The following is a 22,155-nucleotide window of genomic DNA, read 5'->3' as shown; positions in this document are numbered from 1 at the left end:
ATAAATCACATTAGGAAATTTCGATAAGTGCATCAATTTCCACAGGAACATTAAGGGGAAGAGCGTTGGTGCCGACAGCAGAACGGCTGTGTTTCCCTTCCTCGCCAAACACTTCCACCATCAGGTCGGAGGCGCCGTTGACGATGCCCGGCTGGCCGCCGAAGCCGTCGATGCAGTTGACAAAGGCGCCCAGCTTGATAATCCGGCGCACCCGGCTGAGATTCCCGTCGCAGGCCGCCCTGGCCTGGGCGATGATGTTGATGGCACAGAGGCGGGCGGCCTCTCTGGCGGTTTCCTCATCCACGTCCTGTCCGACCTTGCCGACAAAGGCGAGTTTGCCGTCTGCGCCCATGGGGATCTGGCCGGAGATGGACACCAGGGTGCCGCTGGCCACATAGGGGACATAATTGGCAACCGGTTTGGCAGGGGTAGGCAGGGTAATGCCGAGCTCGGCAAGGCGTTGTTCGTAGATGTTGGTCATGATGGTCTTCCGGAAAGTTATTCTTACCGGAAGACATTACCGTTCTTGAGCGGACTTGAAAAGACCCGAGCAGGGCTGCAGGCGCAATTATTCGGCCATAGCGCCGACTGCCATAATTTGGGACAGGTCCTCTTTCGCCCGGCGGCGCGCCCTTTTATCGAAATACATCTGTTCGTCGGCCTGGTTCAGGATGTCTTCGCGGTTGCTGTCCGGTGTGATGCGGGCAATGCCGAAGCTGGCGCCCGCCCGCAGGGTCAGGCCTTCGAACTCAAGCGGGCTTTTCTCCAGTCGGCGACGGATGTAGAGCAGGTGAGCGGCAGAAAACTGCTTGCTGTCGCAATGGCTGAGCAACAGGCCGAACTCATCGCCGCCGAGGCGACCGGCATAGTCGGTCTGGCGGATCGAGCCCTTGAGCAGGTGAGCCACATGGCGGATCAGGGCGTCGCCGGCGGCGTGGCCATAGCTGTCATTGATTTCCTTGAAGTTATCCAGGTCGATGTAAACAAACAGCCCCGGTTCGGCATGGCGCCGGTTGCGGGCGACGGCATGATCCAGTTCCATCTCCAGCCCGCGCCGGTTCAGCAGTCCTGTCAGCGGATCACTGATGGCGAGCGATTCCAGCTCCTCGATCTTGCGGTTCTGCTCGGCGATGGTCTGTTCGGCTTCGACCGCAAAGTCGAGGATTTCAGTCAGCAGGGACCAACTGCCGGTGGTCAGGCCGGCAGGGGATACGCGGAACTTTTCGATCAATTCACCGGCCATGCGGGTCATGGCATCATTATATTTCGCACCGTTCCGAAGAGACGTGCCGTCCGCTGTAGGCAGGGAAATATGGGTCATGATGTTGTCCTCACTCTATAAATACTTATCTCCGCTTCACTACATCGCAAGGAGTGTGCCAACATATTAAGTTATTGAATTTAAGAGGTAAAATGGAGAAAGAGAATATGGATCGAGGTGGGGCCGGAAATATCTGCCGCCCGGAAGCGGCAAAAAATTCGGGAATATGGTTAATATTCAGAGGTTTCTACCCTTTTTGATCACATCCGATCCGAAGCGGCCGCGGATCTTGTCCATGGCCTTTTCCGCTTCCAGTTTCCGGGTCTTGCCGCTGTCCACCAGGTCCGGCTGATCGGCGCCGTCTTCGCTGCACAGGTTGCCGACGCCGATGCCGATCAGGCGGTATTCCAGGCCCTGGCATTCCGGCTTCAACAGATGTAACCCGGTCTCGAAGATGGTTTCCGCCATGCGGGTCGGGCTGTCCAGAGACAGGGAACGGCTGACCTGGCGGAAGTTGGCGGTTTTGAGCTTGAGCGTGACGGTCCAGCCGGCCAGCTGTTTGGCCTTGAGCCGGCCGGAGACTTTCTCACACAGCGGCCAGAGCAGCTTGCGCAGGGTCTGATAGTCCGCAATGTCCGTGTCCAGGGTGATCTCGTTGGAGATGCTTTTGACCTTGCTTTCAGAACTCACGATGCGCACGTCCTCGCCGCGACTGAAGTGATATAGCCGTTCCCCGAGAATGCCGTAAGCCTTCATCAGGTCATGCTTGCCCATATGCTGCAACTGGCCGATGGTGGTGATGCCGCTGCGTTTCATCTTGGCCTGGGTGACTTTGCCAACGCCCCACATCTTGGAAATGGGCTGGCGGGCCAGGAAGGACGGCGCCTCGGCCCGACCGATCACGGAAAAGCCACGCGGTTTGTTGAGGTCAGAAGCCATTTTGGCGAGAAATTTATTATAGCTCAGCCCCACCGAGACGGTGATGCCGATTTTGTCCTCGATCTGCTTTGCCGCCCGGGCGAGGCTTGCCGCCGCCGTGGCGTGGTGCAGTTTCTCCGTGCCGGTGAGGTCGAGGAACGCCTCGTCTATGCTGAGCGGTTCCACCAAGGGGGTCAACTGGTCAAAGATTTCCCTGATTTCGGCGCTGACGGCGGCATATTTTTTCATGTTCGGCGGCATCACGACGGCATTGGGGCACAGTCTATTGGCCTTGAACATGGGCATGGCGGAATGGATGCCAAACCCCCGGGCGAGGTAACAGGCTGTGGAGACCACCCCGCGATGTCCGCCGCCGATGATCAGGGGTTTGCTGAGCAGGTCCGGATTGTCACGCTTTTCGATGCTGGCATAAAAGGCGTCGCAGTCGATGTGGGCGATGGTGAGCCCGAAAAGCTCTTCATGGCGGAGCTGGCGCGGGCTGTCGCAACGGGGGCAGGGGCCATCGCACTCCCGCTCATATTCATGGAAACAGTCGCGACAGACCGTCTGCATGTCAGCTGTCCTGGCCCAACGGCCACAGCCAGGCCGCGCCGCGCACACCGCTCGAGGTGCCGTGTTTGGCCCTTCGCAACGGAGTATCGCAATGGTCCGAGAAGACATATTCCTGCCACAGGTGGGGGATGTGTTCGTAAAGACTGTCGATCTGCGACAGGCCGCCGGCCAGCACGATCACTTCCGGGTCAAGGATATTGATGACATGGGCCAGGGCGCGGGCGAGGCGCAGTTCATAGCGTTCAACCAGGTCGCGGCAGTGTGTCTCCCCGGCCAGCGCCCGGTTGACGATTTCCTCAGGCGGCAGCTGGTCCGGATGCTGGCTCTGCAGGCCGGGACCGGACAGGAAGGTTTCAATACAGCCGGTCCGGCCGCAATAGCACGCCGGGCCGGGCCATTCGCCTTGGGCCAGGTCCGGCCAGGGCAGGGGGTTATGGCCCCATTCGCCGGCAATGGCGTTGCGGCCGACCAGCGGCTGGCCGTTCATATACAGGCCGGCGCCGACCCCGGTGCCGATGATCACGGCAAAGACGGTTTCCGCGCCGGCGGCCGCGCCGTCCACCGCTTCCGAGACGGCCAGGCAGTTGGCGTCATTTTCCACCCGGACGTCCCGTTCCAGCAGCTTTTCCAGATCCTGCGGCAGCGGCTGGCCGTTGAGCCAGGTGGAGTTGGCATTTTTGACCAGGCCGGTGCGCGGCGAGATGGCGCCGGGGATACCGACGCCGACCGTGCCGCGGAGGCCGAGGATATGTTCGGTGGACCCGACCAGATGCCGGATGGTTTTCAGGGTGGCCTTGTAATCATCTTTCGGTGTGGCAACCCGTTCCCGGTGCAGGATATCGCCGTCATCCTCCAGGGCAATGACTTCTGTCTTGGTGCCGCCGAGGTCGATACCGATGCGCATCTATTTCAGGTCCCCGATATGGCCCATGACCAGCTCGCGGATATGATCCCAGTCTTCACAGCGATGATGACTGTCCCCGGCCTTCTCCACCAGCTTGCCGAGGGCTTCGTCAGCCACATAATGGAGCCGGAAAGAGTCCGGCACATGCTCCGCCACCGACGTGATGTGCCGGGAAATATCATCAATGAAAACAACGGGATGGCTGATACCGCTTGAAATTTCCGCCACTGCCGGACCTTTCGGGCCGCTGTTGGTGACGATTGGGTGGTGAATGTCGTGTTTCCTGAACAGGCTGCGTCGTCGTTCACCAAACTGATGGGGCAGATTGGTCAGGACCACGATCTGGCAATGTGCCGACAGGGCGTCCAGATTTTCCCGGGCGCCGGGCACAAGGTCCTGCTGGTCGACCGAATAATCGAAAAACTCCTCCAGCAGGACGGGCATTTGCTCTTTGGGCAGCAGTTTGTCGGTGTTTTTGTCGCGGATGTTGCCATACAGGGCATAGCCTTCTTCCGCCATATAGAGGTCCCGTGATGCCAGGTAGCGTTTGAAAATATCGGCAAAATCCAGCAAAACCTCATCTGCGTCTGTGACCAGCAGCGGCCGGGTCGGATCAAGGTTTAGACTTTTGATTTGTGTAATCGCATGTTGCATGGCAATATAACTTTTAGATGTTTTTTAGATATTCAGCCCCGGGCAGAGACAGCCGGGCCCGGGCCGGGCGATCAGGGGGCATGTTGCGGCTGTCGCAGAAAGCAAGCAGCCTCTTCTCGTCCTGCAGCAGGAAATCCAGGACGCTGCCCAGAACGGAAGGATCTCCGGCGGCGGCGGTCAGGGTTTCCCGGTCAAAGCCGGAAAGTCGCAGAAAGGCAATAAAGGCCTGTTCGTCTTCGGCAATGAAGGTCAGAGCCTCCAGGGCAATAAGTTCAGCCTGTTCCTGCATCATGGGGCTTGTTCCGGTTTGTAGAGAGGAATATAAGTATTTCTTGTTAAATGACTATATCTTGTTAACTGCTTTTTCATAAGATGTTGTTATACAACGAGGCAAAGGTTAATAAATATTCGGCAATTCAGTGACAAAATGCCCAACGATAAATGAAGTACGGGACAGATTATGCCTAAAAAGATTTTAGTAGTGGAAGACAACGAACTCAATATGAAACTCTTCTGTGACCTTCTGGAAGCTCACGGTTACGAGACTATTCAGACTCAGGAAGGCATGAAGGCGCTTGAACTTGCACGTACTGAAAGCCCGGACCTTATTCTCATGGATATTCAGCTTCCGGAGGTATCGGGCCTGGAAGTAACCAAATGGATCAAGGAAGACGATGACCTGAGGTCCATTCCGGTGATTGCCGTGACGGCATTCGCCATGAAGGGGGACGAGGAAAAAATTCGCGACGGTGGCTGTGAGGCTTATATCGCCAAGCCGATTTCCGTTAGCCAGTTTATTGAAACCGTCAAAAAATTCGCAGGATAACGCCCCGGTATGACCGCCCGAGTACTTGTTGTTGATGATGTCGTCCAGAATGTGAAGTTGTTGGAAGCCAAGCTTTCCAGCGAATATTTTGACGTCCTGACGGCCATGAACGGCGAAGAGGCGCTGGAGGTGATCGATAAAGAGCAGCCGGATATCGTACTGCTGGATGTGATGATGCCCGGCATGGACGGTTTCGAAGTCTGCCGCCGCATCCGCGAAAATCCCAAATCAGCCCATATTCCGGTGGTTATGGTGACCGCCCTTGACCAGCCCAAGGACCGGGTCGCGGGCCTGGAAGCCGGGGCCGATGATTTCCTGACCAAGCCGGTGCAGGATACGCCGCTGTTTGCCCGGGTGCGTTCCCTGGTGCGCCTGAAAATGCTCATGGACGAGCTCAGGATGCGCGAATCCACCGGCGAGAATTTCGGCGTCAATCTGTCCAATGAAACCGGTCCGGTCAGTATCGCCAACGCCAAGGCCCTGTTGATAGAGGATTACGGCCGGGTCGCCGACCGCATTGGTCGCTATCTGGGTGACCTGGTGCAGGTGGATGTGGATGATGTGGAAAGCGGCGAGATCACGACGCCGAACCTGGAAAAATACGACCTGTTTATCATCAGCCTGAGTCTGAAAAATGTGGACGGGTTGAGATTGTGCTCGCTGCTCCGCTCGACGGAAAAGACCCGCCACACGCCGATTCTGGTGCTGGTGGATGAAGGCGACGACAACCAGATGGTCCGGGCCATGGAAATCGGGGTCACCGATTACATCACCCGTCCCATCGACAGTAACGAACTGGTGGCCCGCACCAAGTCCCAGCTGCGCCAGAAGCGCTATGCCGCCCGTCTGCGCCGCAACATGAAGAAAAGCATGGAAATGGCCATGACTGACGCGGTCACCGGCCTGTACAACCGCCATTTCCTGTCCTCGCATCTGGACAACCTGATGTCGCCGGACAATGACAAGCGCTCCAACGTCTCGCTGCTGATGATGGACCTGGACCATTTCAAGATCATCAACGACACCTACGGCCATGCCTCCGGCGACGAAGTGCTGCATGAATTTGCCAAACGCATCAGCAACAATATCCGCGGTATTGATCTGGCGGCCCGCTTCGGCGGCGAGGAATTCGTCGTGGTCATGAATGAAACCGATCTGGAATTCGCCTATTTTGTCGCCGAACGCCTGCGCCGCAGTGTCGCCGAGGTGCCGTTCGAAATTTCCGGTTCCGAGGAACCGATCAACGTGACGGTCAGTATCGGCATCGCCCGCACCGGAGAGAGCCGCCAGTCCAGCACCAAGCTGCTGGTTGCCGCCGATGAGGCTCTGTATCAGGCCAAAAACGGTGGCCGCAACAAAGTCTGCACCATCGAAGACTAGGTCTCAGACCATCTTTTTGGGGTTAACCCACTGGTCGAACTCTTCCGCTGTCACCAGCCCCAGATCCTGGGCCGCTTCCCGCAACGTGATCTTTTCCGCATGGGCCTTCTTGGCGATCTTCGCGGCATTGTCATAGCCGATATGGGGATTAAGCGCAGTGACCAGCATCAGCGACTGTTCCAGCAGTTCGGTGATGCGTTCCTCATTGGCTTCGATTCCGACCAGGCAGTTGTCGGTAAAGCTCAGGCAGGCGTCCGTGAGCAGGCGGATTGACTGCAGCACATTATAAATGATCACCGGCTTGAAGGCATTGAGTTCGAAATGGCCGCCTGCGCCGGCCACCGTGACGGCGACATGATTGCCCATCACCTGGGCCGCGACCTGGGTCAGGGCCTCGCACTGGGTCGGGTTGACCTTGCCCGGCATGATCGAGGAGCCGGGTTCGTTGGCGGGCAGGATCAGCTCGCCAAGGCCGGAGCGCGGCCCGCTGGCGAGGAAGCGGATGTCGTTGGCGATCTTCATGCAGCCGGTGGCGATGACATTGAGTACGCCGGACAGCTCCACCAGCGCATCGTGGGCGGCAATGGCCTCGAATTTATTCTTCGCGCTGGTAAAGCTGAAGCCGGTCTCCCGGTTGATATTTTCGACAAACAGCCGGGCGAAATCCGGGTGGGCGTTGAGGCCGGTGCCGACCGCGGTGCCGCCCTGGGCAAGCTCCATCACGCGCGGCAGGCTGTCCTGGAGCCGGGCAAGGCCGAGCTCCATCTGCCGCTGATAGCCGGAGAACTCCTGTCCCAGGGTAACAGGAGTCGCATCCTGGGTATGAGTTCGTCCAATTTTGACAATAGAAGCAAACTCATCTGACTTTTTCTTAAGGTGATGCATAAAGTGAACCAGGGTCGGAATCAGCCGTTCCTCGACCTGCAGGGCTGCCGCCAGCGACATGGCCGTCGGGAAGCTGTCGTTGGAGCTCTGGCCTTTGTTGACATCGTCATTGGGGTGGACCGGTTCCTTGCCGCCGCGCGTGCCGGTGAGGATCTCGTTGGCCCGCCCGGCAATCACTTCATTGGCGTTCATGTTGCTCTGGGTGCCGGAGCCGGTCTGCCACACCACCAGCGGGAACTGGTCAAGCATTTTTCCAGATATGATTTCCCCGGCGGCTTTGATAATCGCCTTGCCTTTGGCTTCACCCAGCAGTCCGAGCTCCATATTGGCAAGGGCGGCACATTTCTTTTGCAGGGCCAGAGCCCGGATCAGCGGCGCCGGCATCTTTTCGCCGCCGATTTTGAAATTCTCCAGCGAGCGCTGGGTCTGGGCGCCCCAGTAGCTGCCGGCCGGCACTTCAATGGCGCCGAGGCTGTCTGTTTCTGTGCGGGTCTCAATCATGGTCTGCTCCTCATCCCGGAACTTTTTTCAAAGCATAAGCCAATACCGCGCCGCGAAAAAGGAAGATTTCCCCAAGCTGCTCTCTGGCCACGGTGGATGCTTCGGGGTACACTCGGACAAAGGCAGGGGAACCGGGAGCTTTCAATGAACGGACAACAGCCTATGATCCTCGCCCTGGACCAGGGCACCACCAGCAGCCGGGCGATTGTGTTTGACAATCGCGCCACTGTTATCGCCCAGGCCCAGCAGGAATTTCCGCAGCTCTATCCCGGCGACGGCATGGTCGAACACCGGCCCGAGGACCTGTGGGAGGTGACCTACCGGGTGGCGCGCATGGCGGTCAGGGAAGCCATCGACCGCGGCGGCCGCATTGCCGCCCTCGGCCTCACCAACCAGCGGGAAACCACGCTGATCTGGGACCGGGATACGGGCGAGGCGATCCATAACGCCATCGTCTGGCAGGACCGGCGTACCGCCGGCCTGTGCCGGGACATGAAGGCGGCCGGGCAGGAACCGGAGATCACCAAGCGCACCGGCCTGCTGCTTGATCCCTATTTTTCCGCCAGCAAGATCAAATGGATCCTCGACAATGTGGACGGGGCGCGGGAGAGGGCCAAAAAGGGAAAGCTCGCCTTCGGCACCGTCGACAGCTACCTGATCTGGAAACTGACCGGCGGCAGGGTCCATGCCACCGACGCCACCAATGCCAGCCGCACCAGCCTGTTCAACATCCACAGCCAGCAATGGGATGAGGAACTGCTGCTGATGTTCGCCATTCCCAAAAGCCTGCTGCCGGAGGTGCGGGACTGCGCCGCTGACTATGGCGTGACGGCCAGGGGCCTGTTTGACGAGGCGATCCCGATCAGCGGGGTGGCCGGCGACCAGCAGGCGGCTGCCTTCGGCCAGTGTTGTTTTGCGCCGGGCGATATCAAAAGCACCTACGGCACCGGCTGCTTTATGCTGCTCAATACCGGCGCTGACGCCGTGACGTCACAGAATAGATTATTGACTACAGTGGGATACAGGCTCAAGGGGCAGGTGAGTTATGCGCTGGAGGGCTCGATCTTTGTCGCGGGGGCGGCGGTGCAGTGGCTCCGGGATCAGATGAAATTCATCAAAACTGCCCCGGACAGCGAGGGGGTGGCGAGGTCGCTCGGCGATAATGCCGGGGTTTACCTGGTGCCGGCCTTTACCGGCCTTGGCGCGCCGCACTGGCAACCGGAGGTGCGGGGGGCGCTGTTCGGCATGACCCGGGCCACCGGCCAGGCGGAGATCGTCCGCGCGGCGCTGGAATCGGTCTGTTACCAGACTGCCGACCTGCTCGCCGCCATGCAGCAGGACGGTGTGGCGCCGGGCCGCCTGAAGGTGGACGGCGGCATGGTCGGCAATGACTGGGTGTTGCAATATTTGTCAGATATCCTCGGCCTGGAGGTCAGCCGTCCCCGGGTCATGGAAACCACGGCGCTGGGGGCGGCTTTTCTTGCAGGGATTAAGGCAGGTATTTTTGGCGGGCCGGAGGAGATCGGCAAGGTCTGGCAGCAGGAACAACAGTTCAGCCCGGCCATGGCGGAGCTGGAGCGGGTCCGCCTGCTGTCCGGCTGGCAGCGGGCGGTGAATGCGGCCAAGGTATTTTCGGAATAAATATGGCCGTCATCCCCGCGCAGGCGGGGATCCAGACAATGGCGGCGGCAGACGATATGTTTTATAATGGGACTGGATTCCTGCCTCCGCAGGAATGACGAATGGGGGAAGGGCTATGTTTAAGAAACTGATTTTACCATTTTTCACTCTGCTATTTTTCTGTTGGGGGTGTTTGGCTACTTATTTTGTGTATTTACTGGTTCAGGATCCGGTGAAAGACTCGGTTGAGGAATTAACGGGTCAAGATTTCTCATTTTGGGACGAGGCGAAATATACCGAAAGCGTCAACGATTTTAAAAACGGCTACTTTGGCAAAGTATATGTTTTTGACTACCCGGATTTTAGGTCTTTTCCGGGGTGCGAAACTAGAAATATTGAAGAACTGGCGAAAGTGAACTTTCATGTTTCCCAAGGGTCTCCGCTCGGCATAAGAGCCTTTTTACCACTAAATGGGCCAGTATGCATAGCTTATACGAAACCGTTGCCAACGGATGAGTCTGAACGTGAAGGAATAGAAGTGGAGCTGTTTATAAGTCACAAAAATGGAGTTGTATATCTGAACGAATTTTGAGTTCTATCTTGAAAATAAAACTCAAACTTTTCATCGCCCTGCCTTCGCAGGAATGACAAAAGGGGAAAAGGCATGCCCAGGAACATCCTGATCATCGACGGCCATCCGGACCTGGCGGACCATCTGTGCCATGCCTTGGCCGAGGCGTATGGGGAGGGCGCCCGGGACGGCGGCCATGACGTGCGCACCCTCAAGGTGTCGACGCTCGACTTTCCCATACTGCAGTCCATGGAGGATTATTACCACGGCGCGCCCTGTCCCGCCATTCATACCGCCCAGAAGGATATCGACTGGGCCGATCATATCGTCCTTATCTTCCCGCTGTGGCTCGGCGGCCTGCCGGCGTTGTTCAAGGGCTTTCTCGAGCAGACATTGCGCCCCGGTTTCGCTTATGAAAGCAAGGAGGGCGGCTGGCCGGTCAAGAAACTGAAGGACAAATCGGCCCGGATTGTGGTGACCATGGGCATGCCCGCCTTCGCCTACCGCTGGTTTTTCATGGCCCACAGCCTGAAGAACCTGAAACGCAATATCCTCAAGTTCTGCGGCATCAGCCCGGTCCGCGACACCCTGTTCGGCATGGTCGAGGCGGTTAGCGACGACAAGCGCAAGGGGTGGATTGAGAAGATGCGCGAGATGGGAAGAGGGGGGGAGTGAAAATCAGAATACTAATTTTCATCAGTTTCTAGTTCGCTGAGAATGGCCTGTAACTTCTCTGGATCATCCAGTTCAGACGGATCACTCAAATACATCTTAATCAATTGACGATTGTCTAACCCCTTGTTACTTAGACCAATGTCATCTCTGATAGCGCGATATAATTCATCCAAGCAAAAAAACATATTCCCCTTACCAGTGCTGGACATCTCGCTAAATTTTAAAGTGGCGTTTATAACTTGGGGGGAACCCCAAAGCATAATGTTGGTTTTGAACTCCACTAGGTATTTGACAAGTTCTTGCTCGCTGGGAGGAGTGATATCTACATTATCACTATTGCCAACTATCATTTTGGCAACAACATCAAGGAACTCTTTATAGAATTCTACTTTTATGGAGCGATGCGCTTCATCAGCAGCTCTTTTCCTTAGCTGAATTTGTGTAAGGAAAACCCCGCCTAATCCCACAAGAACAGTTGCGATAGCACCAACTACAGCAGCGAATACGGAGGGGTCGGCTTCGCTGAGAAAATGAAAAAACTTACTAAACAGTAGCCAAGCGAAATAACCTATGCCGCCTAGAAGAGCTATGGCCAAAGCAATGTTTAGTGCCTTTTTTAGCCAAGCCATCACTCTGAATCCTTGTCTTTTAAATAGAAAATAACGTTACATATTATACTTATAAGTGCTTTTTTGTGAAGCGTGAATGCTACTCGTCCGAATATCTTGTAATTATACGGGAGTATTTGTTTCTCTAATTCATAAACGAAATCTGGCCCGGAAAATTCCACTAAATCGTAAAGAAGTGACAGATGGTGGAAAAATATTTTCCATGGTTAATAACACGTAAATAGAATATTAAGACTTTTCTGCTATAGTAGAGCATCATTAGAGAAAGGGCTGGCGCTTGTGTGCGTCGGGCCCTTTTTTGTTTTAAACCCTTATTTTATAGAGAGTTATATATGATAAATTTAAAATATGACAACCATTGTAAGCACTACAAGATTGCTTTAAATATTTTGATGTTTTCCCATAAAGATTGGTGCGGAAGGTTTTTCGAAGCAATTGAACATATTGATTCAATGGGGCTAAAAGACTGGCCTGATGGTCTTTATGAAAGATATAGGAAATGCGCTGAAGGTGTTGCAAAACTAAAAGAACAATTAAGAGATAGAGGGCAAACCGAAGAGGACCTTAAAACGCAATTCTACGATATTGGGTATGAATTCTCAGATATATATCTTGATCTTGAAAGGGCTAATCAAAGTAGCAGCTGCCGACGAACTCTGATCAGTCACTAGGTATTCCACAAACGAAAACCGGCCGGGGACAACTCCACCGGCCGGCTCGACAAATTCGGTCAGGAACCAAAATCTTATTTGATTTTCGCTTCCTTGAATTCCACATGCTTGCGCACAACGGGGTCATATTTGCGCATGACCATTTTTTCCGTGATGTTGCGCGGATTCTTTTTGGTGACGTAAAAGTAGCCTGTGCCAGCTGAGCTGACGAGTTTGATTTTTACACTTGCGGGTTTTGCCATTGTTCTGGTCCCGTTTCCTTAAGCTATCAGGCCCAAAGCACTTCAGGCCTTAAAATTCTACAAAATTGATTGAGCGGAAAATACAGTTATTGCGGCTGAAGTCAAGAGCAGATCAGGGATTTCCCCCAAAAAAAACTCCTCCAGGCCGCTTTACCGCTGTCTCCGGCCCCCGGGCGATGGTTTTGCCCGCCCTTTGGGGCTTTTTTGCGGCTTTGCCCGGCCGCGCCGGCCTCTGGTTTTAGCCCCCTTGCGCCCCGCCTGCAGCAGTTCCTCGTCGATCAGTTCCAGCATCAGCCCGCCGGTGACCGGATTCGCTTCCCGGAGCCGGACCGTGACCTTGTCGCCCAGCTGGTAGACGATATTGGTATATTCCCCTTCCAGCATGTGCAAATCGGGATCATGGCGGAAATAGTCGCCGACCAGGGAGGAGACCGGCACCAGGCCGTCGCCGCCGCTTTCCAGCAGGGTGACAAACAGGCCGGCGCGGCTGACGCCACTGATGGTGCCGTCAAACATATCGCCCACATGATCCTTCATATAGGCGGCCACATAACGATCAAGCGATTCCCGCTCCGCCAGCATGGCGCGGCGTTCGGTATCGGAGATATGCTGGGCGGTTTCCTCGAACTGCGCCCGGTCTTCCTTGCTCAGTCCGTCGTCGCCGAGCTTGAGGGCGCTGACCAGGGCCCGGTGCACCATCACGTCGGAATAACGGCGGATCGGCGAGGTGAAATGGGCGTATTCCGCCAGCGACAGGCCGAAATGGCCGAGGTTGTCGGGGGAATAGACCGCCTGAGACTGGGTCCGCAGAATCACGGTGTTGATCACTTCCTCCTGCGGCGTGTCGTCGACCTTGCGCAGGATGGTGTTGAACACCCTGGGCTTCATCACCTGGCCCCTGGCGAGGCTGTAATCCAGGCTCTCGAGGAATTCGCGGAGCGCCTCCAGTTTTTCCAGGCTCGGCGGCTCGTGCACCCGGTACATGCAGGGCCAGTCCTTGTGCCTGAGCTGCTGGGCGGCGCTCACATTGGCCTGGATCATGAATTCCTCGACCAGCTTGTGGGCTGGCAGCACAATGCGGGGCACAATGCTTTCAATATGGCCGTCTTCGCCAATGGTGACCTTGCGCTCGAGCATTTCCAGCTCCAGCGGCTCGCGGTGATGGCGGCCCTTCATCAGGCAGTCAAAGGCGCCCCACAGCGGCTTGATCACTGTATCCATAATCGGCTTGGCCCTGTCGCTGACGTCGCCATCAACCGCCCGCTGATATTCTTCGTAAGAGAGGCCGGCGGCGGAGCGCATCAGGCCGCGTACGAATTTATGGCGCAGTTTTTTGCCGTTTTTCGCGAACCACATGTGCACGGCCATGCAGTAGCGGTCCTCGCCCTCCTTGAGCGAGCACAGGCCGTTGGACAGCCTTTCGGGCAGCATGGGGACCACCCGGTCGGGGAAATAGACGCTGTTGCCCCGTGTGCGGGCGTCCTTGTCCAGCGCCGAGCCGGGCCGCACATAGCGGGCCACGTCGGCAATGGCGACAATCACATGCCAGCCGCCTTCATTGTTGGGATCCTTGTCCAGCTCGGCCCAGATGGCGTCGTCATGGTCGCGGGCGTCAAACGGGTCAATGGTGACCAGCGGAATCCCGCGCAGGTCCTCGCGGCCCGGCTCCATGGCCGGGACTTCGGACTTGTCGGCTTCCTTGACCGCCTCGTCGCTGAAATCCACCGGAATGCCGTGGGCGTGGACCGCAATCAGGCTGATGGAGCGCGGTTCGTCCATGGCGCCGAGGCATTCGCGCACCCGGGCCGGCTTCGGTTCGCCCCGGGCCCGGCGGGCCTTGCGGGTTTCGACCATGACCAGTTCGCCGTCCTTGGCGCCCTGCCAGTCCTTGCGGCCGATCACATAGGTGTCGCGGTTTTTCTTGTCGGTGGGGACAACGATGGCGATATTGTCGTCCTGCTGGCGGAAAAAGCCCATCACCAGGCCGCCGCTGCTTTCCAGCTTGCGGATGATTTTGGCCACATAGCCGGACTTGTTGTCGCGGTCGCGGCTGAGCCGGGCCAGGACCCGGTCGCCGACGCCGATATGGCCCTTGGTTTCATGGGCGTGCAGGATAATTGCTGGCGGCGGGCCTTCCTCTTCCCAGCTTGTCGGCTGGGCCTTGAGGTCGCCCATCTTGTCGAGCCCGGTGATTTCAATCACCGAGACCGGCGGCAGGCCGTCATCGGGGTGGATCTGTTTTTTATGGCCTTTTTTCAGCAGGCCTTCGTCCTTCAACTCCTTCAACATATGTTTCAGGAGGATGCGGTCTTCGCCGCGCACGTGAAAGGCCCGGGCAAGCTCTCGTTTTGTCTGCCTGTCCGGGTTGTTCCTGAGGAACTCGAGTACCTCTTCCCGGGTCGGGAAGGGGATGTGTTTTTTATCTGTCATTTTTTCCTGCGCCGGTCAGGCGCTTTTTTTCTTGCGTGTGCTTTTCTTTTTGCCTTTGGCGGCACGCGCCTTCAGAAGCTCAACGGCTTCTTCCATTGTTATTGTCTGGGGGTCTTTATCCTTGGGAATTGTGGCATTTATACGTTTATGCTTCACATAGGGGCCGTAACGGCCGTCCATGACCATTACAGGTTCCTTGTCCTCGGGATGGGGACCCAGTTCTTTCAGCGCCTCGGGCGCTTTCTTTTTCTTCGCGCCTTCGGCGATCAGTTCCACAGCCCGGTTGATGCCGAGCGTGAAGACCTCTTCCGGATCCTTGAGGCTGACAAAGACCCGGTTATGGGCCACATAGGGACCGTAGCGGCCGATGGCGGTTGTGATCGGTTCGCCGTCTTCCGGATGCTTGCCCACTTCACGGGGCAGGGACAGCAGCTTGAGCGCCCGCTCCAGATCGACGCTGTCCGGCGACATGCCCTTGGGGATGCTGGCGCGCTTTGGTTTTTCCTTTTTGTCGACCGGCTCGCCGAGCTGGATATAGGGACCGAAACGGCCGGTGCGCACGGTGACTTCCATGCCGCTTTCCGGATCAATGCCCAGGACTTTCGGGCCTTCCTCGGCCGCTTCCTCGCCATTTTCGCCGTTGCCGGTTTTCATATGGCGGGTGTAATCACAGTCCGGATAGTTGGAGCAGCCGATAAAGGCGCCGAACTTGCCGGTCTTGAGGCTGAGCTGGCCTTCCTTGCATTTGGGGCAGCTGCGCGGATCGGACCCGTCTTCCCGTTCGGGGAAGATATAGGGCGCCAGCACATTGTTCAGGGTTTCCAGCACTTCAGAGACCCGCAGGTCCTTGGTGCCGTCCACGGCCTTGCTGAATTCGCGCCAGAAGTCGGCCAGGACCTTTTTCCACGGAATGTCGCCGGCGGAAATCTTGTCGAGCAGCTCTTCCATGTCGGCGGTGAAATCATATTCCACATATTTGCCGAAGAAATTTTCCAGAAAGGCGATGACCACACGGCCCTTGTCTTCGGGAATAAAACGGTTTTTGTCCATGACCACATAGTTGCGGTCGCGCAGCACCTGCAGGATAGAGGCGTAGGTGGACGGCCGGCCGATGCCGAGCTCTTCCATTTTCTTCACCAGGCTGGCTTCCGAGAAGCGCGGCGGCGGCTCGGTGAAATGCTGGCTGGCCTCGACTTTTTCCTGGTTCACGGATTCGCCGTTGGCCAGTTTGGGCAGGCGTTTGCCGTTTTCCTCGTCGTCTTCGTCGTCGCGGCCTTCCTGGTAGAGGGTCAGAAAGCCGTCGAAAATCTGTACCGTGCCGGTCGCGCGCAGGCCCTGTTGGCCGTCGCCGGACAGCAGGTCGACGGTGGTGCGTTCCATGACCGCTTCACTCATCTGGCAGGCGATGGTGCGTTTCCAGATCAGCTCATAAAGCCGGGCCTGGTCGTCATCCAGGTATTTTACCATGTCTTTCGGCAGGCGGCCAAGGTCGGTCGGACGGATCGCTTCATGGGCTTCCTGGGCGTTCTTGGCCTTGGATTTATACATGCGCGGGCTTTTCGGCAGGTATTTGTCGCCGAAGTCGCGGCCGATCACGGATCGCGCGCCCTGGATCGCTTCCTGGGCCAGGGTCACGCCGTCGGTACGCATATAGGTGATCAGGCCCACGGTCTCGCCGCCCAGGTTGGCGCCCTCATAGAGCTTCTGGGCGGTGCGCATGGTGCGGGTCGCGTTGAAGCCGAGCTTGCGGGCGGCTTCCTGCTGCAGCGTCGAGGTGGTGAATGGCGGTGCCGGAAAACGGCGGGCCGGTTTGCTCTCCACGGACTGGACGGAGAATTTGGCGGCTTCGATCTTGGCTTTTGCCGCCATGGCATCAGCTTCATTGGTCAGGGTGAATTTCTGGACTTTCTCGCCGTCCAGGAAACTCAGCCGGGCCTCGAAGGGAATCTTTTCGCTGTTTTGCAGGGTGGCGACAATATTCCAGTATTCCTCGGCCCGGAAGGCTTCAATCTCCAGTTCCCGGTCGCAGATCAGGCGCAGGGCCACGGATTGCACGCGGCCGGCGGAGCGGGAGCCTGGCAGTTTGCGCCACAGCACCGGGGACAGGGTAAAGCCCACCAGGTAATCCAGCGCCCGGCGGGCGAGGTAGGCCTCCACCAGCGGGGTGTCGATATCGCGGGGATGTTCCATGGCGTTGAGGATGGCGCTTTTGGTGATCTCATTGAACACCACACGCTTCACTTCCTGGTCCTTGAGGACGCCGCGCTTGCTTTTCAGCAGTTCCAGAACATGCCAGCTGATGGCTTCTCCTTCACGGTCCGGGTCGGTGGCGAGGATCAGGGCGTCGGACTTTTTGACCGCGTCGGCAATATCCTTGATGCGCTTTTTGCTGTCGCTGTCCACTTCCCATTCCATGGCGAAATCTTCGTCGGGTTTGACGGAGCCGTCCTTGGACGGCAGGTCGCGCACATGGCCGAAGCTGGCGAGAACTTCATAGTCCTTGCCCAGATATTTGTTGATGGTTTTGGCCTTGGCCGGGGATTCTACAACTACAGTTTTCATGCAATCAGGCTTTGTTCTGGATGTTCCCGGAGCAGGAGATGGGGAAACGCGTTACTTGGTCCCGGATTCCGTATTCCGAATATTTCTCTAGTTTTGCAGGGGTTTAACACAAATTACTTAACAAATGCTACCCTGTTTCCCGGATGTCGGACAATTTCACCGGCGAGTTCAAGTTCCAGAAGGATCGTCTGAAGTTCCGCCGTCTCTACGCCCGACAATCGGATCAAATCGTCTATGGGTACAGCGGTATGGCTTAATTTTTCGCGAATTGCAAGCTTTGCCGAGTCAAAAGATGCAGAGGATAGCCCGGCGGGGGGCGGGGATTTGGACGGGCTATCAACAATTTCAACCGGCTGCGGCAGTCGTTGCTGTTCCAGACTTTCGAGAATATCGTTTACAGATTCAGTGAGGGTGGCGCCGTCACGAATCAAGCTGTTGGGGCCGCGGGCACGGGGGTCGAGCGGGTGACCGGGGACGGCGAAGACCTCGCGACCCTGTTCCGCCGCCTGCCGGGCGGTGATCAGGGAGCCGGACCGGACAGTGGCCTCCACGACCAACACGCCCGAAGACAGGCCGGAGATGATGCGGTTACGGCGGGGAAAATGCCGGGCCTGGGGCTGGATGCCGAGCGGCATTTCCGAGATCACCAGGCCCTTGTCGATGAGTTCTTCGTAGAGCGGGATATTTTCCCGGGGGTAGGGTTCGTCGATACCGCCGGCCAGCACCGCAATGGTGCCGGTCGTGAGCGAACCCTGATGGACAGCAGTATCGATGCCCCGGGCCATACCGGACACGATGGTCAGGCCCTGTTCACCCAGTTCACGGGCAAAGTCCCGGGCCAGTTTCATGCCGGCGGCGGAGGCATTGCGGGCGCCGACAATGCCGAAACCTTTGTTCTTCAGCAGGTCGGTTCGGCCCAGCGTCATCAGCACCGGCGGGGCGCTGTCGATGGCGGCGAGCCGTTCGGGATAGGCTGTATCGCCGCAGACGACCATATTCCCGCTCAGTTTATGCAGCCGTTCCAGTTCGGCATGAAGGGCCTCCTCAGACGGCGGCAGCAACGGCTTTTTCCGTCCGCCGCGGCGGGACAGCTCGGGCAGGGCTTCAAGGGCGGTGCCCGCATCGCCATAGACGCCGAGCAATTCGCGAAATGTCACCGGGCCGATCCGGTCGGTGCGGCTGAGACGCAGCCGTTTGAGTTTTTCCTGGTCAGAAAGGTGTGCTGGTTTGGCGGTCACAAAAAATCCCGGGCTGAGGCGCTCAGGACTTTTTACCGATCCTCGGTTCCGTGCCCTGGAGCAGGCGTTTGATGTTGTCCTTGTGTCTGAGGAAGATCAGAACACACAATATACAACTTAAAATAGCAAGTCCAGTTCCAGATATATAGTAAGAATAGAGTGGCGACAAGAGGGCGGCCACCAGCGCCGACAGGGAAGAGATGCGGAAAGTCAGGGCGATGACCAGCCAGGTCAGGCAGCAGGCGATGCCCGCCGGCCAGCTCAGCGCCAGCATGGTGCCGAGAAAAGTGGCCATGCCCTTGCCGCCCCTGAACTTCAGCCACACCGGGTAGATATGGCCGATAAATGCCGCACCACCGGCAAACAGGCCGGCGCCCGGGGTCAGATATTCCGCGATCAGGGCGGCTGCCGCCCCTTTGCCGCCGTCCAGGATCACGGTCAGGAAGGCGAGAAACTTGTTGCCGGTGCGCAACACATTGGTCGCGCCAATATTGCCTGACCCGATGTTGCGGATATCCCCATGACCGGCGAGACGGGTCAGCACCAGTCCAAAGGGAATGCTTCCCAACAGATAACCGCCGGCCAGCGCCGCGATCAGAATGATAGGCTCAAGTTCCATCGCGTATCACCCCTTGTGTTCGAACACGGTTTTGCCGCCGACCACGGTACGCAGAACACGTCCCTGGACCGGCTTGCCGTCGAAGGGGGTGTTTTTGGTAATGCTCGGCAGCTTGTCCGGATCGATCCGGTGCGGTGAGTTGAGGTCAAACAGGCACAGGTCCGCCGGCGCGCCTTCTTTCAGGACGCCGCTGCCCAGTCCCAGGATGCGGGCCGGGTTGACGGTCATTTTCTCGAGGATCTTCAACAGGTCCATTTGCCCGTTGTGATACATTTCCAAGGTCACCGGCAGCATGGTCTCAAGTCCGATGACACCGGCTTCGGCCTGCTCGAACGGTACCCGCTTGCTTTCGGGATCTTCCGGATCGTGGCTGGAGACGATTACGTCAATGGTGCCGTCCTTCAGCGCCTCGACCACGGCGACGCGGTCGTCTTCACATCGCAGCGGCGGGGAGACCTTGGCGAAGGTGCGGTAATCCTCGATGGCGAATTCATTGAGGGCCAGATGGGCCACAGAGACACCGGCCGTTGCCTTCATGCCGCTGGCCTTGGCTGCCTTCAGTACCTCGATACTGTCCTGGCAGGTAATCTGGGCCGCATGATAACGGGTGCCGATTTTTTTCAGCAGGCGCAGATCCCGTTCCAGCATGATGGTTTCAGCCTCGGTCGGAATGCCGGGCAGGCCCAGCCGGGTGGCCAGTTCACCGGAATTCATGCAGCCGCTGCCTGCAAGGCTGGGCTCCGCCAGATGCTGGATCAACAGGGCATCGAAATATTTCATATATTTGAGGATGCGGGTCATCAGCGAGGCATTGGCGATGCTGACATTGCCGTCGGTGAAGGCCTTGATGCCGGCCCGGCTCATCAGGCCGATTTCTGTCATTTCCTCGCCGGCCAGTTGTTTGGTGGCGGCAGGCAGGGGAATGAAATTGACGGCGGCGTCCCGGGCCCGGCTCATGAGATATTCCACCCGGGCCATGTCATCGATTATCGGCTGGGTGACCGGCTGCACACAGACGGTGGTGACCCCGCCATAGGCGGCCGCTTCGCCGGTGTTGAAAATGGTGTCGCGATAGTCGGCGCCGGGAATGCCGACAAAGACCCGCATGTCAATCAGGCCCGGGGCCAGGCAGTGGCCGCCGCAGTCGATGATGTCGACGTCAGCGCCCCGGAGGTCGACTTTTTCGCCGAGGGCGATGATCCTGCCGTCTTCGGTCAGGAGCTGGCCGTGGATGTCGAGGCCGCTGGCCGGATCGAGCAGGCGGGCGTTATCATAGAGAACGTGAGTAATCATTGGCCCGTCTCCTCTTCCTTCATGCGCTTTTCCCGGGTCAGCAGGTCGAGGCAGGCCATGCGCACGGCAACCCCCATTTCCACCTGTTCCTGAATAGCGCTGCGGGTCAGGTCGTCGGCCACGGCAGCGTCAATCTCCACCCCGCGGTTCATGGGACCGGGATGCATGATCAGGGCGTCTTCCTTGGCCACGCTCAGCTTGTCGTAATCCAGGCCGTAGAGGGTGAAGAATTCGCTGATGGAGGGGAAGTAACCGCCCTGCATGCGCTCGGTCTGGACCCGGAGCATCATGACGATGTCACAATCCTTCAGTCCTTCTTTCATGTCATAGAAAACCTCTACACCCAGCCGTTCCGCCTTGGCCGGGATCAGGGTCGGCGGGCCGATGAGGCGCACGCGCGCGCCCATGGTGGTCAGCAGGTGAATATTGGAGCGGGCCACCCGGCTGTGGGAAATGTCGCCGCAGATCGCCACGGTCAGGCGGGCGAGGCGGCCCTTGCGCCGGCGAATGGTCATGGCGTCCAGCAGCGCCTGGGTCGGATGTTCGTGGCGGCCGTCGCCGGCGTTGAGGACAGCACAATCCACTTTCTGGCTCAGCAGGTTGACGGCGCCGGACTGGCCGTGCCGCACCACCAGCAGGTCCGGCTGCATGGCGTTGAGCGTCAGCGCGGTGTCCAGCAGGGTCTCGCCCTTTTTCAGCGACGAAGTCGAGGTGGACATGTTGATGACATCGGCGCCCAGTCGCTTGCCCGCCAGTTCAAAGGACATGCGGGTGCGGGTGGAATTTTCGAAAAACAGGTTAATCTGGGTCAGGCCGCGGAGAATGCTTTTCTTCTTATTGGTCTGCCGGTTCTGTTCGGCATATTGATCAGCCACATCGAGGATCTGGGTGATTTCCTTTTCCTTCAACCCTTCTATCCCCAGAAGGTGTTTGTGCGGGAAAAGTTCGCTCGTCGCCGTGGGGGAGAGGGCGGCCTTTGACATGCTTCAGTCCTTATATGTTCTCGTTATCACTGAAGAGCTATTTTATAGGGGCTTTCGCCTAAGCAGGCAAGAAGAGTTTACAGGTTTGAAAGATGATCAAGTGCGCCCTGCAGAATATAGGAAGCGGCCATCTTGTCGACCAGCTCGCTGCGCCGTTTGCGGCTGGCGTCTGCATCAAGCAACGTGCGGGTTACCGCCATGGTCGACATGCGCTCATCCCAGAAGATGATCGGGATGTCGATCTTTTCCAGCATGTTGGCGGCAAACTGGCGGGTCGACTGGCAGCGGGGACCCTCTGAGCCGTCCATGTTCATGGGCAGGCCGAGCACCAGGCCGCCCACATTCTGTTCCTTGATGATCTGCAGCAGCCGTTCCGAATCCGTCGTGAATTTCTTGCGCCGGATGGTTTCCATGGGGCTGGCGATGCTGAGCATGACATCGCTGAGGGCAAGGCCGATAGTCTTGCTGCCGAGGTCGAGGCCAAGCAGGCGCTGGCCGGTCCTGAGTTGTGCTTTGAGTTCTTTGATGTCAGTGATCATGGGCCCTAGATAGACTGTTTAAGGATATTTGCAATATTTTCTTGAATTACCCGCCGCTTTCAATATCTAATGGGGACGAGAATTCCTAGGGGTGCCGATGCGGCTGAGAGGCGGAATGTGCCGACCCTTAGAACCTGATCCGGGTGATACCGGCGGAGGGAAGGAATGACTGCAGCTATCG

General features: G+C 57.7%; 22 protein-coding genes and 1 riboswitch. Of the genes, 6 read left to right on the top strand and 16 right to left on the bottom strand.

Annotated features, from left to right (window positions below; translation table 11 throughout):
• Positions 1–10 precede the first annotated feature (10 nt).
• The 6 genes from FIV46_RS03625 to FIV46_RS03600 all read right to left on the bottom strand — a co-directional run bounded on the left by FIV46_RS03625 (position 11) and on the right by FIV46_RS03600 (position 4,602).
• Entirely contained in the window at positions 11–481 is a 471-nt protein-coding gene (locus tag FIV46_RS03625; protein ID WP_139938464.1) for a RidA family protein, read from the bottom strand.
• Between the two features lie 87 nt (positions 482–568).
• Positions 569–1,321 carry a GGDEF domain-containing protein gene (locus FIV46_RS03620; RefSeq protein WP_139938462.1) on the bottom strand — a complete coding sequence of 251 codons (753 nt, stop codon included), beginning with the start codon at positions 1,319–1,321 and terminating at the stop codon, positions 569–571.
• A 177-nt stretch (positions 1,322–1,498) separates the two neighbouring features.
• Complete coding sequence (locus tag FIV46_RS03615) at positions 1,499–2,752, bottom strand: DNA polymerase IV (RefSeq protein ID WP_139938461.1); 1,254 nt, start codon at positions 2,750–2,752, stop codon at positions 1,499–1,501.
• Position 2,753: 1 nt separating this feature from the next.
• On the bottom strand, positions 2,754–3,656 hold the full coding sequence (locus tag FIV46_RS03610) for an ROK family protein (RefSeq protein WP_139938459.1): 903 nt from the start codon (positions 3,654–3,656) through the stop codon (positions 2,754–2,756).
• The gene (locus tag FIV46_RS03605; protein ID WP_139938457.1) at positions 3,657–4,310 is read right to left on the bottom strand and encodes a hypothetical protein; all 654 of its coding nucleotides are present in this window, start codon (positions 4,308–4,310) and stop codon (positions 3,657–3,659) included. It lies immediately after the preceding gene.
• Between the two features lie 13 nt (positions 4,311–4,323).
• Positions 4,324–4,602, bottom strand: a complete 279-nt coding sequence (locus FIV46_RS03600; protein WP_139938455.1) for a DUF3572 domain-containing protein — start codon at positions 4,600–4,602, stop codon at positions 4,324–4,326.
• 168 nt (positions 4,603–4,770) lie between these two features.
• Here FIV46_RS03600 and FIV46_RS03595 point away from each other — a divergent pair, with 168 nt between their 5' ends.
• Both FIV46_RS03595 and FIV46_RS03590 read left to right on the top strand, forming a co-directional pair.
• Positions 4,771–5,136 (top strand): response regulator, encoded by a 366-nt coding sequence (locus FIV46_RS03595; RefSeq protein WP_139938453.1) that lies wholly within the window; start codon positions 4,771–4,773, stop codon positions 5,134–5,136.
• A gap of 9 nt (positions 5,137–5,145) precedes the next feature.
• Positions 5,146–6,516: a PleD family two-component system response regulator gene (locus tag FIV46_RS03590; RefSeq protein ID WP_139938451.1), complete on the top strand. Its 1,371-nt coding sequence runs from the start codon at positions 5,146–5,148 to the stop codon at positions 6,514–6,516.
• A gap of 3 nt (positions 6,517–6,519) precedes the next feature.
• On the opposite strand, the gene fumC is transcribed toward FIV46_RS03590, so the two are convergent.
• The gene (fumC, locus tag FIV46_RS03585; RefSeq protein WP_139938449.1) at positions 6,520–7,902 is read right to left on the bottom strand and encodes a class II fumarate hydratase; all 1,383 of its coding nucleotides are present in this window, start codon (positions 7,900–7,902) and stop codon (positions 6,520–6,522) included.
• A gap of 144 nt (positions 7,903–8,046) precedes the next feature.
• Between fumC and glpK the strand changes: the two genes are divergently transcribed.
• The 3 genes from glpK to FIV46_RS03570 all read left to right on the top strand — a co-directional run bounded on the left by glpK (position 8,047) and on the right by FIV46_RS03570 (position 10,768).
• Positions 8,047–9,543: a glycerol kinase GlpK gene (glpK, locus tag FIV46_RS03580; protein WP_181163039.1), complete on the top strand. Its 1,497-nt coding sequence runs from the start codon at positions 8,047–8,049 to the stop codon at positions 9,541–9,543.
• Positions 9,544–9,658: 115 nt separating this feature from the next.
• On the top strand, positions 9,659–10,114 hold the full coding sequence (locus tag FIV46_RS03575; RefSeq protein ID WP_139938447.1) for a hypothetical protein: 456 nt from the start codon (positions 9,659–9,661) through the stop codon (positions 10,112–10,114).
• Positions 10,115–10,186: 72 nt separating this feature from the next.
• Positions 10,187–10,768 carry an NAD(P)H-dependent oxidoreductase gene (locus FIV46_RS03570; RefSeq protein WP_139938445.1) on the top strand — a complete coding sequence of 194 codons (582 nt, stop codon included), beginning with the start codon at positions 10,187–10,189 and terminating at the stop codon, positions 10,766–10,768.
• 11 nt (positions 10,769–10,779) lie between these two features.
• Here the strand turns inward: FIV46_RS03570 and FIV46_RS03565 are convergent, their stop codons facing one another.
• Positions 10,780–11,397, bottom strand: a complete 618-nt coding sequence (locus tag FIV46_RS03565; protein ID WP_219845840.1) for a hypothetical protein — start codon at positions 11,395–11,397, stop codon at positions 10,780–10,782.
• A gap of 332 nt (positions 11,398–11,729) precedes the next feature.
• Between FIV46_RS03565 and FIV46_RS03560 the strand changes: the two genes are divergently transcribed.
• Positions 11,730–12,068, top strand: a complete 339-nt coding sequence (locus FIV46_RS03560) for a hypothetical protein (protein WP_139938443.1) — start codon at positions 11,730–11,732, stop codon at positions 12,066–12,068.
• Between the two features lie 74 nt (positions 12,069–12,142).
• Here FIV46_RS03560 and rpmG read toward each other — a convergent pair whose 3' ends face one another.
• From rpmG to ruvX, 8 genes are all read right to left on the bottom strand, one after another.
• Positions 12,143–12,310, bottom strand: coding sequence for a 50S ribosomal protein L33 (gene rpmG, locus FIV46_RS03555; protein ID WP_139938441.1), 168 nt, complete (start codon positions 12,308–12,310; stop codon positions 12,143–12,145).
• 150 nt (positions 12,311–12,460) lie between these two features.
• Positions 12,461–14,740: a ribonuclease R gene (rnr, locus tag FIV46_RS03550; protein ID WP_139938439.1), complete on the bottom strand. Its 2,280-nt coding sequence runs from the start codon at positions 14,738–14,740 to the stop codon at positions 12,461–12,463.
• 15 nt (positions 14,741–14,755) lie between these two features.
• A complete protein-coding gene (gene topA / locus FIV46_RS03545) occupies positions 14,756–17,302 on the bottom strand; it encodes a type I DNA topoisomerase (protein ID WP_139938437.1) in 2,547 nt (848 codons plus the stop codon).
• Positions 17,303–17,415: 113 nt separating this feature from the next.
• On the bottom strand, positions 17,416–18,540 hold the full coding sequence (gene dprA, locus FIV46_RS03540) for a DNA-processing protein DprA (protein WP_139938435.1): 1,125 nt from the start codon (positions 18,538–18,540) through the stop codon (positions 17,416–17,418).
• A gap of 22 nt (positions 18,541–18,562) precedes the next feature.
• Positions 18,563–19,159, bottom strand: coding sequence for a glycerol-3-phosphate 1-O-acyltransferase PlsY (gene plsY / locus FIV46_RS03535; RefSeq protein WP_139938433.1), 597 nt, complete (start codon positions 19,157–19,159; stop codon positions 18,563–18,565).
• A 6-nt stretch (positions 19,160–19,165) separates the two neighbouring features.
• Positions 19,166–20,452 (bottom strand): dihydroorotase, encoded by a 1,287-nt coding sequence (gene pyrC, locus FIV46_RS03530; protein WP_139938431.1) that lies wholly within the window; start codon positions 20,450–20,452, stop codon positions 19,166–19,168.
• Entirely contained in the window at positions 20,449–21,435 is a 987-nt protein-coding gene (locus FIV46_RS03525) for an aspartate carbamoyltransferase catalytic subunit (RefSeq protein WP_139938429.1), read from the bottom strand. The genes pyrC and FIV46_RS03525 overlap by 4 nt, the downstream gene beginning before the upstream one ends.
• Positions 21,436–21,512: 77 nt before the next feature.
• The gene (gene ruvX / locus FIV46_RS03520) at positions 21,513–21,974 is read right to left on the bottom strand and encodes a Holliday junction resolvase RuvX (RefSeq protein WP_139938427.1); all 462 of its coding nucleotides are present in this window, start codon (positions 21,972–21,974) and stop codon (positions 21,513–21,515) included.
• A 77-nt stretch (positions 21,975–22,051) separates the two neighbouring features.
• Positions 22,052–22,152: riboswitch (TPP riboswitch) on the top strand.
• Positions 22,153–22,155: the final 3 nt, after the last annotated feature.

Source organism: Emcibacter nanhaiensis, assembly GCF_006385175.1.
Lineage (GTDB): Bacteria > Pseudomonadota > Alphaproteobacteria > Sphingomonadales > Emcibacteraceae > Emcibacter > Emcibacter nanhaiensis.
This window is presented reverse-complemented; position numbering and strand designations above follow the sequence as displayed.